This is a genomic window from Paenibacillus sp. DS2015, from assembly GCF_050433705.1.
In the GTDB taxonomy this organism is placed as follows: Bacteria; Bacillota; Bacilli; order Paenibacillales; family Paenibacillaceae; genus Paenibacillus_AQ.
Genome location: NZ_JBNPWS010000025.1, coordinates 12,423 through 28,045, shown reverse-complemented (window position 1 = coordinate 28,045; position 15,623 = coordinate 12,423). Strand labels below are relative to the sequence as shown.

The 15,623-nt window shown below is 41.8% G+C and carries 14 protein-coding genes; 6 read left to right on the top strand and 8 right to left on the bottom strand.

What is annotated here, in order from left to right; all coding sequences use genetic code 11:
- The first annotated feature begins 48 nt into the window (after positions 1-48).
- Positions 49-2,763: an aconitate hydratase AcnA gene (gene acnA, locus J2T13_RS18985; protein WP_429373937.1), complete on the top strand. Its 2,715-nt coding sequence runs from the start codon at positions 49-51 to the stop codon at positions 2,761-2,763.
- Between the two features lie 82 nt (positions 2,764-2,845).
- Here acnA and J2T13_RS18980 read toward each other — a convergent pair whose 3' ends face one another.
- Entirely contained in the window at positions 2,846-2,941 is a 96-nt protein-coding gene (locus J2T13_RS18980; protein WP_429373973.1) for an IS3 family transposase, read from the bottom strand.
- Positions 2,942-3,301: 360 nt separating this feature from the next.
- Positions 3,302-3,796, bottom strand: coding sequence for a hypothetical protein (locus J2T13_RS18975; protein WP_429373936.1), 495 nt, complete (start codon positions 3,794-3,796; stop codon positions 3,302-3,304).
- Positions 3,797-4,456: 660 nt separating this feature from the next.
- Between J2T13_RS18975 and J2T13_RS18970 the strand changes: the two genes are divergently transcribed.
- Genes J2T13_RS18970 through J2T13_RS18960 form a run of 3 tightly spaced genes read left to right on the top strand, consistent with a single transcriptional unit; the run spans position 4,457 to position 7,622 of the window.
- Entirely contained in the window at positions 4,457-4,855 is a 399-nt protein-coding gene (locus tag J2T13_RS18970) for a GntR family transcriptional regulator (RefSeq protein WP_429373935.1), read from the top strand.
- Positions 4,856-5,956: a DUF1648 domain-containing protein gene (locus J2T13_RS18965; protein ID WP_429373934.1), complete on the top strand. Its 1,101-nt coding sequence runs from the start codon at positions 4,856-4,858 to the stop codon at positions 5,954-5,956.
- Positions 5,957-5,996: 40 nt separating this feature from the next.
- Positions 5,997-7,622 (top strand): alpha/beta fold hydrolase, encoded by a 1,626-nt coding sequence (locus J2T13_RS18960; protein ID WP_429373933.1) that lies wholly within the window; start codon positions 5,997-5,999, stop codon positions 7,620-7,622.
- A gap of 290 nt (positions 7,623-7,912) precedes the next feature.
- Here J2T13_RS18960 and J2T13_RS18955 read toward each other — a convergent pair whose 3' ends face one another.
- On the bottom strand, positions 7,913-8,656 hold the full coding sequence (locus tag J2T13_RS18955) for an IclR family transcriptional regulator (protein ID WP_429373972.1): 744 nt from the start codon (positions 8,654-8,656) through the stop codon (positions 7,913-7,915).
- Between the two features lie 177 nt (positions 8,657-8,833).
- Between J2T13_RS18955 and J2T13_RS18950 the strand changes: the two genes are divergently transcribed.
- A complete protein-coding gene (locus tag J2T13_RS18950) occupies positions 8,834-9,838 on the top strand; it encodes an alpha/beta hydrolase (protein ID WP_429373932.1) in 1,005 nt (334 codons plus the stop codon).
- Positions 9,839-9,965: 127 nt separating this feature from the next.
- Complete coding sequence (locus J2T13_RS18945) at positions 9,966-11,150, top strand: Fe-Mn family superoxide dismutase (protein WP_429373931.1); 1,185 nt, start codon at positions 9,966-9,968, stop codon at positions 11,148-11,150.
- 76 nt (positions 11,151-11,226) lie between these two features.
- Here J2T13_RS18945 and folE read toward each other — a convergent pair whose 3' ends face one another.
- The 5 genes from folE to lepB form a co-directional block, all read right to left on the bottom strand.
- The gene (folE, locus tag J2T13_RS18940) at positions 11,227-11,820 is read right to left on the bottom strand and encodes a GTP cyclohydrolase I FolE (protein WP_429373930.1); all 594 of its coding nucleotides are present in this window, start codon (positions 11,818-11,820) and stop codon (positions 11,227-11,229) included.
- 44 nt (positions 11,821-11,864) lie between these two features.
- Positions 11,865-12,101 (bottom strand): YneF family protein, encoded by a 237-nt coding sequence (locus tag J2T13_RS18935; protein WP_429373929.1) that lies wholly within the window; start codon positions 12,099-12,101, stop codon positions 11,865-11,867.
- A 77-nt stretch (positions 12,102-12,178) separates the two neighbouring features.
- On the bottom strand, positions 12,179-13,210 hold the full coding sequence (locus J2T13_RS18930) for an HD-GYP domain-containing protein (RefSeq protein ID WP_429373928.1): 1,032 nt from the start codon (positions 13,208-13,210) through the stop codon (positions 12,179-12,181).
- Between the two features lie 17 nt (positions 13,211-13,227).
- A complete protein-coding gene (gene queG, locus J2T13_RS18925) occupies positions 13,228-14,967 on the bottom strand; it encodes a tRNA epoxyqueuosine(34) reductase QueG (protein ID WP_429373927.1) in 1,740 nt (579 codons plus the stop codon).
- A 51-nt stretch (positions 14,968-15,018) separates the two neighbouring features.
- Entirely contained in the window at positions 15,019-15,567 is a 549-nt protein-coding gene (gene lepB / locus J2T13_RS18920) for a signal peptidase I (RefSeq protein WP_429373926.1), read from the bottom strand.
- Between the last annotated feature and the right edge of the window lie 56 nt (positions 15,568-15,623).

Below are 15,623 nucleotides of genomic sequence, written 5' to 3'. Positions count from 1 at the left end.
AAACTTAAAAGGGTTACTGAAGACCACAACCACCAAGGAGGAACACGTATGTCAGGAAAGGATCATTTCTCAATCGCTCAAAACCTAGAGGTTGGAAGCAAAAATTATCGTTATTACAGCCTACAAGCTCTAGAAAAACAAGGCCTAGGGAGCATCTCTACCCTTCCCTTCTCCATTAAAGTACTTCTTGAAGCTGCTGTTCGTCAGTTCGACGGCCGGGCCATTACGGAAGAACATGTTCGTCAATTAGCAGATTGGAATGCCGGGAGTGACGCAAACAAAGAAATTCCCTTTATTCCAGCGCGTATTGTTCTACAAGATTTCACGGGTGTACCTGTCGTGGTCGATCTTGCAGCTATGCGTGATACTGTGAAAAAGGCTGGGGGAGACCCTAAGCAGATTAACCCACTAGTTCCTGTTGATTTAGTTATCGACCACTCTGTCATGGTGGATGCATTCGGTACAGCAGATGCACTAGATTACAATATGAATGTTGAATTTGAGCGCAATGAAGAACGCTACCGCTTCCTTCGCTGGGCACAAACAGCATTTAATAATTTCCGTGCTGTTCCTCCCGCAACTGGAATCGTTCACCAAGTTAATCTAGAGTATCTAGCCTCTGTAGCCGCAACAAAGACTATTGATGGCGAAACGGTTGTTTATCCTGACTCTCTTGTAGGAACAGACTCCCATACGACGATGATTAATGGACTTGGAGTTGTAGGCTGGGGTGTTGGCGGTATTGAGGCAGAAGCAGGGATGTTAGGACAGCCTCTGTATTTCGTTATGCCAGAAGTTGTAGGCTTTAAATTAACAGGAAGTCTGAACGAAGGCGCTACAGCGACTGACCTTGCGCTCACCGTGACGCAGATTCTACGCAAAAAGGGTGTTGTAGGTAAATTCGTAGAATTCTACGGCCCTGGATTGCTGAATATTAGTCTAGCAGACCGTGCAACGGTAGCTAACATGGCTCCAGAATATGGTGCTACTATCGGTTACTTCCCGGTAGACGCTGAGACTCTATCTTACCTACGTAATACAGGCCGTTCTGAAGAACAGGTAAATCTAGTGGAAGCTTATTATAAAGCTCAGAACATGTTCCGTACGTTAGATACCGTTGACCCTGAGTTCACAGACGTGATTGAATTGGATCTAGCTTCTATTGTACCAAGCTTAGCAGGACCTAAACGTCCACAAGACCGCATTGAGCTAACTCAAATGAAGGATTCCTTTAACGACATTATTCGTACTCCAGTTGATAAAGGCGGATACGGACTTAGTGATAGCAAAATAGCGGAAACAGTGAACATTCAACACAAAGATGGTTCAATCAGTAAACTCGGAACGGGTGCCGTTGTTATTGCAGCTATAACCAGCTGTACAAACACTTCAAATCCAAGCGTAATGTTAGGTGCTGGACTACTAGCTAAGAAAGCTGTAGAACGTGGACTTACAAAGCCTGGTTATGTAAAAAGTAGTTTAACTCCAGGATCGCTTGTTGTGACAGAATACCTGAAGAAAGCGGGTCTACTTGAATCGTTAGAAGCCCTTGGTTTCTTTCTTGCTGGCTACGGCTGTGCCACTTGTATCGGTAACTCAGGACCACTTCCTGATGAAGTAAGTCAAGCGATCACAGATAATGACCTAACCGTTGCAGCAGTATTGTCTGGTAATCGTAACTTTGAAGGTCGCGTCCACGCCCAGGTTAAAGCCAACTACCTAGCTTCTCCACCATTGGTTGTGGCTTATGCATTGGCAGGTACCGTGAACATCGACTTACAGAATGATCCGATTGGTTATGATCCGAACAATCAACCCGTCTATCTTAAAGATATTTGGCCTACTACAGCTGAGATCAAAGAAGCTGTCGCCCTTTGTGTTACGCCTGATATGTTCCGTCAGAAGTATGAGAATGTATTTACGGCTAACGAAAGATGGAATTCCATTCCAGTACCAGAAGGCGAACTGTATGAATGGGATGACAAATCAACTTACATTCAGAACCCACCATTCTTTGAGAATCTATCAACTGAACTTACAGATATTCAAGATATCCGATCTGCACGCGTGTTAGCTTTACTAAGTGATTCCGTAACAACAGATCATATCTCCCCAGCAGGTAATATCTCTCCATCTAGCCCTGCAGGTCTTTATTTGAAAGAGCATAATGTGCGCCGTGAAGATTTCAACTCCTATGGTTCTCGTCGGGGTAATCATGAAGTTATGATGCGCGGAACGTTCGCCAACATTCGTATTCGTAATCAGGTCGCTCCAGGTACTGAAGGTGGCGTAACAACGAATCTATTGAATGATGAAGTCATGTCTATCTACGATGCTTCTATGGATTATCAGGACAAAGGTCAGAGCCTGATCGTTATTGCGGGTAAAGAGTATGGAACGGGTAGTTCCCGTGACTGGGCAGCTAAAGGTACTTTCTTACTTGGAGTTAAGGCTGTTATTGCGGAAAGTTATGAACGAATTCACCGTAGTAACCTTGTCGGCATGGGTGTGCTTCCGCTCCAATTCCAAGAGGGTCATGGTTGGGAGAGTCTAGGAATTAATGGTCGTGAAACTTTCGACATTCTCGGAATCAGCAACGACATTAAACCAGGACAGGAATTAACAGTAACAGCTACTCGTGAAGACGGTACAACATTCGATTTCACAGTAATCGCTCGCTTGGATAGTATGGTTGATGTGGATTACTATCACAACGGTGGTATTCTACAAACGGTACTTAGAGAAATGATTAAGAACCAATAAGTAGTAAGTAGTAAGTAGTAAATAGAAATGCCCACGGCTACTTTAATGTGTAGCGTGGACACTTAAAAGAAAAGACCCTAGATTAAGCTATTAAGAGATGATCCCTGTATTCGTCAGGGGTCATCTTTTTTAATATCCATTGATAACAATCAGTGTTGTAATATTCGATATAATCAATAACTCTCCTGTCTCTCTAGCGCTTCGAGCTTTTTCAAGAAATCATTCTCCGCTCACGGCTGCCAACTTAAATGAGGGCTGGTATGTTATTAATCGCTCTGAACCATGCAAAACATTTGCATTCTCTTCTATCTGAAGGATCTGGCTTTTACTAAACCTAATTTCTCCAGTAGACCAACTTTTACCGATGGGACATCTCCTACCTTTCTTGTATACCGATCATTAACGAAAAAAGACACGAAAGATGGGCACTTTTTTCAACGTGTCCATCTTTCGGGTCACAGTTCACATGACAAGGTGTGGGCTATTTGACGCGTACGTTTACACAGAAAGGCCCTTACTCTTTACTTTAAACTAACAGCTAGCTTAATGAAAAAATGGAGGGAGTTACTTTAAGCCAATCATTCATCCCTACCTTTTTCAAAATCAATTCATTTCGTGTTGGATCGTAGACATCTAAATCAGTTTTTTGTTTCTCATCAATCTTCTTAAGATATTCATTTTTATTTTTATCAGTAACACATATGTAGTAAACGCTCTCGGTAGTAGTATTAACACTGTATTGGAACTGAATCAAATATATCTTTTCAATATTTTTAATACGTGGTAAAGCTTCTGGAGTACCGGATTTTGTCCATTCTTCTGCTGAATTAAGCTTGAGTGGATCACTTTCTGCAATGATCAGTTCTGGTTGAACTTTATGGGAATCGCTCCGATAAAGAGAAATGTTAATAAGACTCAGATCTCCTGAAGGATTATTACTCTCTACGTTCACTTTTGCACCTTCCGAACATGCTGTAACTAACAATAGAAAAATCAGATATAAAATAATTTTTCCACCTCTAATTTTAATCACCCCTAAAATAATTTTATAAAGAATAATTTACCATTAAAATATATAATTAGTATATTTGCAATATCCCCTTAAAGAAGCCACTCAGCGGAGTGAGTTAACTGGAAGGGGATATTTTTCAAAGAAAAAATAAATAGGTATTTAAGCAGGTCTAATGTATGCCGCGGGCATTTTTTTGATGAGTCACAGAAACAGTTTCAAGGTCCTAAAAAATCATCTATATCGAATGATTTCGTACGACTTTTTTCCTGAATATGATGAAAAACGTTTGAAAATGATTAGAGGGGGTAATTGGAATAAATTAAACATACTAGACCTTAGGAGGAACAATCCGCATGTTAATTATAAACCATATGATGCCATTTCATCCTCAGTACCCACGTCCCCAAACCGTCATTACACCTAGAAAAGATGACTCTAATGACAACCAGATAAGCTTTCAGGAAATCCTAAATCATAAACTAGATAAAATATCTTAAAGATCATACATAAATAACACTACCTAATTCCATTTCACATAACCTATTCTAGAGTGCTTCTGTTCGTCCAGATGCACTCTTTTTGCTTTGTCTACATGATTATAAATTATTTACTCTTTACTACACTTGTTGTATCTGTTATATTAGATATATAACAGATATCTAATTGTATGGAGGTGCACCCTTGATTATTCAACTTGATATGCAGTCTGATATCCCAATCTATTCGCAACTTATGAATCAAATCATCGAAGGAATCGCCAGCGGTGCTTTACAGCCCGGAGAACCGCTTCCCTCGGTGCGAAGTCTAGCCTCTGACATTGGCGTTAACCTCCACACTGTCAACAAAGCCTATACCTTACTCAAACAAGATGGGTTCATCCAGATCCACCGGCAAAAGGGTGTTGTCATCCAGCCAGAGGAAATGCCTGGGGTCACACCCGAATATGTGCTTAAACAACACTCACAACTAAAACCGATTATCGCAGAAGCCCTTTGCCGCGGCCTGACCCAACAACAATTATCGGATATCATGAAACAAATCCATGCAGAAATAACCCACCCAGGAAAGGAGAATGTATAAATGTATTGGCTTTCTATCCTCATGCTACTTCTAATGTTCATTACCCTCTCCATAACCCTTGTTAGTATGCCTTATCTTACACGTGAAAGTGATAGCTTCGGTGTCTCTGTTACTGAAGAGGTTTACTACAGCGATGCATTAAGAACTATGCGCAGGAAATATGTATGGATCAGTAGTACAATTTACTCTATACTGCTTCTCACCTGCCTCGTTACTATCTCCGTGACAACGAATGCCACTCAGCAAGGTATCATGATCACTGTTTATGTCGTATGTCTAGTTATCTGTTCTACTATCATCAATATTATATTTCATCTCCAAATGAAGAAATATAAATCATCTTGCCCCTCCATGCCGCTACATAAAACAATAATAGCAATAGACACAGGATTTCGACGTCAAAAACTAGTGTTTTCCAACAAATGGTACCTCATCCATTTTGCCCTTATTACAGCTAACATCATATTTGTTCTTCTTAATTACAACCAGTTTCCAGCTCAACTTCCCATGCAATTTGACTTCACGGGTCAGGTGACTCGAAGCGCCCTTAAATCCTATAGAACAGTTCTGGGCCTCAATATGACGCAAATAGTCATGACGCTATTGTTCATGTTCACGAACTGGTCGATCCTAAAAAGTAAACAGAAAATCAATGTTAACGATCCGCAGAAATCGATTCAACAAAACACCATTTTCCGTCGTATATGGTCACTTTTCATGATAATCATCGGATTACTCATCGTTCTATTATTTTCTTTCATCCAGCTCAATATGATGTTTACGTTTAACGTAGAGATTTTATCCATCGTAACCATTTTAGTTATATCTATAATTCTCATAGGCACTCTACTGATCTCATTCAAAATCGGGCAGGGGGGTCGTCGTATTGGCGGAGTAATCCCCCCTTCTAGTACCGAACCCACTCATGATGATACCTATTGGAAACTAGGCGGGATCTATTTCAATCCATCCGATCCTTCGATCTTCATAGAGAAGCGTATGGGTATAGGTTGGACTATGAATTTAGCCAGACCCATGAGTTGGTTTGTATTACTGGGTATTATAGCTGTCGGTATTGGGATTTCCCGCTTTGTCAGCTAACATTCCATATATTTATTCATCTATAAGGAGGAGATTCATTATGAGAAGGAAATCAATAGCCCTGCAGACTGCTGTGACGGTTACCCTTGCGCTAAGTCTGGTTATCCCCCTGAATGGGGCTGCCGCTGCCGCGAAATCCGATAACAAAGAAAACGAACTCACTTCCGTACGTCTTGCAGCAAGTACCTATGGGGCCAAAGTATCCTGGAATCAGGCATCTCGTACTGTAACCATTACCAAAGGTTCCATCACGGTAGTATTCAAAGTGGGAGAGACACAGGCCTTAGTCAACGGACAGACAACTCCGATTGGAGATAAGGTGAGCATTGTTGGTAATCAGGCTTTTGTTCCAATGGATTTCATTACACAGATTTTCAAGGATGAAGAAGACATTCCTACAAGCTCTTTGAAAACCGTAGACTTATTTCTTACACAATTGAAATCGGGCCAGGGTAGTAAAGTTACAGCGTATATGAGCCCAGCACTCAAAGAAGCACTACCCACTCAGGTGCTAAACATTCTCTGGAGTAATTATGAGCAAGTCTATGGTAAGTTCGTATCTCAATCGCTTCAGACAGAAGATGACAATGCGGTACATCATAATATCACCTATGACATTCAGACAGATAAAATTCCATTTTCTATTACACTACGTCTAAACCCTCAAGGTCAGGTTGATGATTTATATATGGCACCCACCTATCCATCTACATATAAGAAGCCAGACTATGATCATCCTTCAACTTATATAGAAGAGGAAGTTACTGTTGGTGACGGTGAGTTCGCATTACCTGGAACCCTAACAAAGCCCATAGGAAACGGCCCTTTCCCAGTAGTCGTACTTGTTCATGGCTCAGGAACAAATAATCGTGACACATCGATTGGTGGCGCTAAGCCATTCCGAGATCTCGCAGTAGGATTAGCCTCCAAGGACATCGCAGTACTACGTTATGACAAAGTAACCTACGAGCATACTTTCAAAATATCCAGCGACCCCAAACTAACGTTAAATCGTGAAACTGTCGATGATGCGCTTAACGCTGTCACCCTTCTCAAAAACATGAAGGATATTGACCCTACTCGAATATATGTAGCTGGTCATAGTCAGGGCGGCTTTGCCATGCCCCTAATCGTTAAAGCATCCAAAGATAAAGCAATCGCTGGTACAATCCTATTATCTGCTCCTAGCTCAAAGTTTATAGATGTACTCGTAGAACAGCTAGAAGAGATTGTAAGCCGATTTAAAGAACTCGGACAGGATACATCTATATATGAAGCCCAATCGGCTCAGGTGATATCTCTAGCTAAAATTGTGAATGATCCTCAGTACTCCGTCGATCATTTACCAGATAACTTTCCGATGCAGCCCGCTTATTGGTGGTTTGAGCAAAGAGATTACAAGCCAAGCGATCTAGCGAAGACACAAACGGGACCCATGCTAGTGCTGCAAGGTGAAAACGACTATCAGGTCCCTATAAGACAATATAATGATTGGAAAAAAGAATTGAAGGATCGCTCAGATGTAGCGTATAAATCCTATCCTCATGTAAATCACCTGCTTAGTGAATATGCAGGTGTATCTGTAGGAGCCGAATATATGCAACCTTCGAACGTAGCGCCAGCCATCATCGATGATATCGCTGATTGGATTAAGAACATGAAATAATAATCAAACACACGAAGTAGCAAAGGCTCCTCCCACCCGAACAAATGGATGACAACATTCATGCATTTACCTCAAGGAGAATGGAGGATAAATTCTTCATTCTAGTTATATGATTATAGTCACTTGCTCAAAAATCCGTATCCCCTAAGAACGAGGGAATACGGATTTTTCATGTCATGAATTTCAATGCAATCCTTCATTCTAATTAGGACATTTCCATCGGTCATTCAAATTAAACGCACAACCTGTTCATGATAACTATTCTCAATAACAAATAAATAAAAAGTAATTTATGGAATCATGAGGCCCATCTCGCGTGCTGTCTCGATTAAGACAGGTGCATATTGCGCTAGCGTCTCGTGTGAGAGTCTGCTCACAGGTCCTGACAGTGACAACGCAGCTGTCATTACACCTTGGCTGTTAACAATAGGGACTGCAATGGCTGCAGCTCCGGGTTCTCTCTCCTCAAAGCTTGTCGCATACCCTTTCTCCTGTATTTTCCTTAACATTTCCATGTATTGATCACTATCGTTAATCGCTGGCCATTCAGGATCATTCAGGATCTCTTCCTGCTGTTTAGACGATGCAAATGCCACTAGCACCTTACTAGATGCACCTACAAATAACGGAAGCCTAGCTCCGACTTGAGCCACTCTTCTGATTGCTTGTTTACTCTGTACAGCTTGAATTCTTAGACGCTCCTTACCTTCTAACAAATAAAGACTTACGGTCTCACCCAGACGGTCACGTAACCTTTCCATCTCAGGTAGAAGCAGGATCGCAGGATCATCACTCCGAGACATATGCACAGACAGCTCCCATACTTTCATACCCAGTCGATACTTTTCTGTTGCAACATCACGAGTAACAAAACCCTTTTCCTCAAGTGTTGCAAGTAAACGATGAACCGTACTTTTATGGAGACCAATTTGTCCTGCAATTTCTGTTAAGCCTAAATCAACATTCTTAGTGAAACACAACAATATATCTAATGCACGTTCTACTGCACGTACCGTTAATTTGCCTTCTTCCAAATGGAATCGCCCCTCTAATTGTTTCACCAAGTGAAACATGGTTACATAAATTATATGAAATATTATAGATAAAGTCTACACATTACAATTACCTTACAATTGTCCACATTACATTGACTTTAATAGAACCGGAGGATACGATAAATAGTATGATTTAAGGAGGGGGACTAAAGGCCTATGAATATTACAGTCAAAAATGATGCTACATCTGCGCCCACCATCCTTACACCTGTCTCACCACGGTTTATCCGTTTGAAGCATGTTGTGATCGCCCTATTACTATCTATCGTATTTTTTCTATTATTTTGTTTCATTGCTCTACATGCCTATATTGCTTGGGTATTATCCAATCCAACCGTTGCACCCATTTATTCTAATCCTGAGTTAGCTAAATCTATGGCATATGAGAATATTACGTTCCCTGCACTCGACGAGAGCCGCATGATGCATGGATGGTATATCCCAGCCAATGGTTCCAATAAAACGATTGTGTTCAGTCATGGTTATGGTGCAAATCGTGAGGAAACTTGGGTTCCTATGTATGATCTAGCTCATTACGCACATCGCTTGAATTACAATATCATCATGTTTGACTATGGATTCGCGGCTGAATACAACAAAGATGTTGCCACTGGTGGCAAGATTGAATCGCAGCAGTTACTTGGAGCTATCAAACTAGCCAAAGATAAGGGTGCAGAGTCCATTATCGTATGGGGATTTTCCATGGGAGCGGGTACCGCCTTACAGGCAGGACTACAAACGCAAGATGTTGATGCCATGATTCTTGATAGTACCTTTCTACTTGAGCCAGATACACTGTACCATAACATTAAGAACCAAATTGATCTGCCGCGGCATCCTTCTTTGGAAATATTAGAGTTGTTGTTTCCTGCACTCAATGGTACGGGCCTTAGTCAGATCCCTTACAGAGAAGTGAAAAGTAAAGATTATCCCTTTCCCACTTTCTTCATACATGGTACAGAAGACGAGAAAGCTCCCTATCCCATTGCGAAAAAACTCGCTGCCAACCAGACTAATCCATTATCAGACGTATGGATTGTACAGGACAGCCATCATGAGCTGATATTTCGGGAGCATTCCCGTGAATACTTAAGACGAGTCTCTTCTTTTCTAGGTAACGTCAAGACAAGTCTCGCTAAGCAACATGAGCAGCAAGAATAATATAAACTTATCTTCAACAATAAGCCTGGAGCCTTTAGAGCTCCAGGCTTATTGTTGATCATTTCACATATGGCACCCCTCACTGGAATAGAATGTCTTAATGACAACACACAGGAGGTCGCCCTTTATGCTGTACGTGTATGGTTCTATGCTACCTGTTCGAATTCTGGAAGAAATTAGGTTCTGGAAAACACAAGAGATGGAACACACCCAAGTTATTCAAGCCATTGTACCGGATTTAGAGAAGTCGTATGTAGACCTATTAAATGAATGGGCTGTTGTATTTCAGCAAACCGAAGTAGCAGCGCAGAAATTACTGGATCAAGCTCTTGATCCTAGCAGTTCTTCATCTCACCAAGTTATTGCAGACACTGAGCAGCTTCTAATCATTTCCGCACATCAATCACGAGAATTCATAAGGCAATTGTATTTGATGATGGAACAGAGTAATGCCATACGCCAGGTAGAACTCGCTCCGATCGTTCTGCTCCACATTATACGCGAGTCAGAATATTTCCTAGCAGTTCTAGAGACACTATGCCACCCTGGAGAGCTTCAGAAGCATATGCAATCACCAGAAGGGTTAATACACTCTTCTTTTATGTCTCATATTATTCCAGGGGAAGAGAAGCTAGCTCATATCCATGCAGCACCAGAGACCCCATTGGCAACCGTTAAATACCAACCTGTTCCTATTGGTGGCCATACCCTTCCTCCACTTCCCTATGCTTACAATGCACTAGAACCCTATATTGATGAAGCTACCATGAAAATCCACCATGATAAGCACCATCAATCTTATGTTGATGGATTAAATAAAGCTGAGCAAAAGCTGGCAGAAGCTCGAAAGAACGGAAATTTCGACCTTATTAAACATTGGGCAAGGGAGCTAGCCTTCCATGGTGCAGGTCATGCCCTGCACACCGTCTTCTGGGAGATCATGAATCCTAAAGGCGGCGGATTACCCCAAGGAGAGTTAGCCGAACAAATTAAAAAAGACTTCGGAAACTTTGATAAATTCAAGAAGCAATTTTCCGAAGCAGCAGATAAAGTAGAAGGCGGAGGCTGGAGTATTCTTGTCTGGAATCCTCGTAGCCAACATTTAGAAATTCTACAAGCAGAGAAACATCAGAACTTAACACAATGGGAAGCTATCCCCTTGTTAACACTCGATGTATGGGAGCATGCCTATTATCTCAAGCATCAGAACCAGCGTAATAAATACATTGAGGATTGGTGGAACGTCGTCTACTGGCCTGCCGTGGAGAATCGTTATTTACATGCTCGGCAGCTACGCTGGCAACCTTTTTAGATCATACCGACCCACCTTAGCCACCTAATGAGGAAAACAAAAAGAGAGTCTCCCCACTCGGGTGACTCTCTTCAAGTTAAACTTTTATAAGCGATAGAAACTCCGCTCTAGATGCAGGATCTTCTCGAAATAGACCTCTTACGGCTGAAGTCACTGTCTTACTTCCAGACTTCTTAACACCGCGAGAACACATACATAAGTGCTCTCCTTCTACAACAACCATCACACCATGAGGTTGTAACACCTCAACCATGATATCTGCAATTTGGGAGGTAATACGTTCCTGAACCTGTAGACGACGTGTGATAGCATCAACTAGACGAGCAAACTTGCTTAGTCCAGCTATTTTGCCACTAGGGATATATCCGATATGAACCTTACCGAAGAAAGGAGCCATATGATGCTCACATTGACTATAGTAGACAATGTCCTTCACAATGACAAGCTCCTCATGGTTCTCATCGAATGTTACACCGAGTACATCACGAGGATCCACTTCATATCCTGCAAAAATCTCCTCATACATACGTGTGACACGCGCTGGTGTCTCTAGTAGACCCTCCCGCTTTGCATCTTCACCTATCAGATTCAAGATTTGTTCAATATGATACTCAATAGCATCACGGTTATCACTAACCTTAGTATTTACATAATCTTTAACTCCAGCCACATTACATCCTCCTTCGACAAAACCTAATCCCTAAGATAAATAGTTTATTTACCTTTACGATTTTGGCCTTTATTAGGAACAGGCGGCTGATTCTTCATCATTTGTTGCGCGCGCTGCATTTGTTTACCATTTAGATTATAGCCCATTTGTTTAGCCATCTTTTGAAGCATTTGAGGATCATTCTGCATCTTCTCCATTTGCTTACGCAAATAAAATACTCCTATAAAAAATCCCCCAACCAGTCCTACAATTAACGTAATAATTGGAATTACAACTTGCATATTTCCCCCACCTTAATATTCACAATAGTTATACGAACATATCATAGCATTTCCATAGGCGGCTAGCAAATCATAAACTAGGCCAGTACAGACTCAATAAATACGGTAGTTTCTTGTGCTAAGTCTAATTCCTTAATGTTGAGATCCTCGCCACTACCGCGTACTATACGTACTACGGGTCGACCAGGTAAACCTCTGTGTTGGCGAACAATAACACCTGTCTCTTTCGTTGATAAACGTACAGCTATACCATTAGGATAAATAGACACCATTCTATTAAACTGAATAAGAACATTTCGGTCAAGTTGCAATTCAGACATAGCCATCATTTTCTCACAAGCTTCATGTGGAAGAAGACTAGGTTCTCCGTCTATCCGACTAATTAAATGATCGTACATATTAGCTACGGCCACAATTCGTGCGTATAAATGAATCTCCTCACCCATAAGCCCCCGTGGGAGACCGGTTCCATCATTTCGTTCATGATGCTGTAATGCAATATGTGCGATCCGTAGATTGAAATCTCGTCTACTTTTGATCTTCTCATATCCAAGCCATGTATGGTGAACTTTAATACCTGAAGCCATTTCGTCCTCTACACGTATGCTACTTTTTCCTATATCATGCAGAAGTGCACCCGTCGCGAGTTCTTTTGCTTGAATATAATTAAGACCTAAGTTAATTCCCATAACGGTAGATAATAGGCAAACATTCATCGCGTGTAAATATTGTGCGTTATCGCTGGTACGGATATCCGTTAATTGTACGAGTAGTTCCTTATTACTGGTTACATCTTTCATGAGCTTGTCTATGCTAGCTCCAATCTGATGTGTATTCCAATCCTTACCTGACCGAACAGCCTCAAATGTATCACTAATCCCATGAATTAGACTCTGTTTGGTTGCATCATCTAATAGATCATCAGTCTCTATGTCATCAAACAACGGGTCCTGAATATATAACATCGTTACACCAATCCGGTTAAGCGTATTGACCATATATACCGTTAGTTGAACCCCCGCCGATAACAACACGGTACCATTTCCAGAATACACAGACTTCCCAAGAAACTGTCCTGCCTCAACATTCTCAATGTTTACATACTTCAATGAAAGTTCCCCCCAGCCTACTTACATATTCCATCTCTAGCAGATCTCTCAGGCAGTGAGCCTTCCAATGATAGTAATTGGCGCTTTGTTTCCAAGCCCCCACCGAAACCGACGAGCGAACCATCCGCCCCAATGACGCGGTGACAGGGAACTACAATCGGTACTGGATTCTTGTAATTCGCTCCTCCGACAGCTCTTACCGCCTTCGGACGCTCAATCATTATCGCCAATTGCTTGTAGGATAGAGTCTCCCCATAAGGAATATCGGCAAGTTTGCCCCATACTTGTAGCTGAAAATGAGTTCCTCTCATATCTAAAGGTAAAGTAAACGTCTTTCGCTCCCCTGCAAAATATTGTTGCACCTGTTCTTTCACCAGTGCTAACTTCTCTACATTGTGTACAAACGGAGCACTACCTGCCCATGTACGAGACCATTGTTGTATAACAGCCTCTTTCACATGAAAAGGTCCAAATTCAATGAGACACAATCCTTTGTCTGACGTACATACCGTTAATGTACCTATAGGGGTAGTTACCTCATCATAATAAATGGTCTCCGAGAGACTTGGCTCCTCAATCATTTGCGGTTGCAATTTTTCTTTAGCTTGCAACAGCTTCTCTTGTACTTGGTTGTCCTGTTCGGTGGCTATGCCTTTATCTAAGATGTTCAATGATTCTTCGCCTCCTATACGTCCCAGAGCCCAAGCTGCAGTCCCGCGCATCTCAGGCCTAGGGTCTTGTAATAATATTTCTCCCAGCCTTGGTACGGCTGTTAAGTCTTTGAAATTTCCAAGCGCAATAATAGCATTGCGTTGCATTGGCTTCTTCCCTCTCCACGCTGCCGCTGTCTCACCGAATTTTTCTTTAAATTCTCTGTTGGTAAGATCAAGGATCGGTAGTAGCAGAGGCTTCGCAAGTTCGGGATCAGGTAAGAGCACCTTATGATGATCCCAATTTTTCCCTCTATTCTTAGGACAGACAATCTGGCATGTATCACAGCCGTATAACCGATTTCCAATCTTAGTCATCGCCTCATCCTCGAGGAGACCTTTCGTTTGTGTAAGGAAAGATACACAGCGCTGAGCATTTAATTGCCCCGGTCCGACGAGTGCTCCTGTAGGGCAAGCATCTATACACTTCGTACATTCTCCGCAGTCCTCTGTTACAGGCGTATCTGGTGGAAAGGGAATATTTGTCACCATATCACCGAGATATATCCATGACCCCCACTTTGGAGAAATAATCATACAATTCTTCGCACTGAAACCTATGCCTGCTCTTTCTGCCACAGCCCTATCGACCAATGCGCCGGTATCCACCATGCTGTCTAAAACAGCCTCTGGCACCCTTTCCCGAATGAAGGCTTCTAACTTAGCCATCGCTTCACGTAGCACATAATGATAATCTCGTCCCCATGCGGAACGAGCTAGAATTCCACGATTAGCTCCAGGCTCAGACTTAGGAGGATTGACCATCTTCGATGGATAGGCTACCGCGATCGCAATAAGCGAAGCTGGCTGCGATGAAGGAAGTGCAGGGGTTACCCTTTTATCCAGATCCGGCTCCTCAAAGCCTGATTCATGTCCTTTCACTCGGTGCTCCTCCAGAATAGATTTCAATGACACAAAGGGATCAGCGGTTGCAAAACCAATATCATCGATACCAAAACTAGGTGCTGCTAATTGGATGTCACGCTTCAATTGCTCCCACACCGACGGCGAGGGGGAATATAGCGGCTGTGTCTGTTCTGTAGTCATCCCTTCTGCCTCCTTTATAGTCGTAGTACCAACCATCAGATATCGTCAACCTTAAAGCCCTCTAATCTTATTCAGAGGCCACAGAATGAATTCTGCTCTTCCTACAATACTACTAGCCTTAACTGTGCCGAATACTCGACTATCTTTACTTTCACCTAAATGCCTGTTATCACCCATGACAAAATACTGATCCTCTTCAAGCTCTATTATATCAAAATCTGCATCTTGAATTTCGATATCGATATAATTTTCCTGCTGTAGTTGGCTGTTAACATATAACGCATGGTCTTTCACTTCAACTGTATCTCCAGGAACACCAATAACTCTTTTCACGAGAAATTCCTTCTTGCTCTCATCTTCACTAGGATCTCGTAACACAATAACATCACCATGCTTAGGCGTTGTAAAATCAAATACAATTTTATTGACAAATAATCTTTCATTCTCAACTAATGTAGGCTGCATAGATTGTCCTCTAACCATCGATAGATTAAATACAAACACGTTTAACAGCATCATAATAACAAAGACGATCACCATGGTCTTAATCCAATCCCAAAGTTCTGCCTTCCAACTTGGCTTTACATGATCTACATTCATAATACACCTCTTTTATACTGATTTTCCCCAATATATATCATTCAATGAATCAGGTA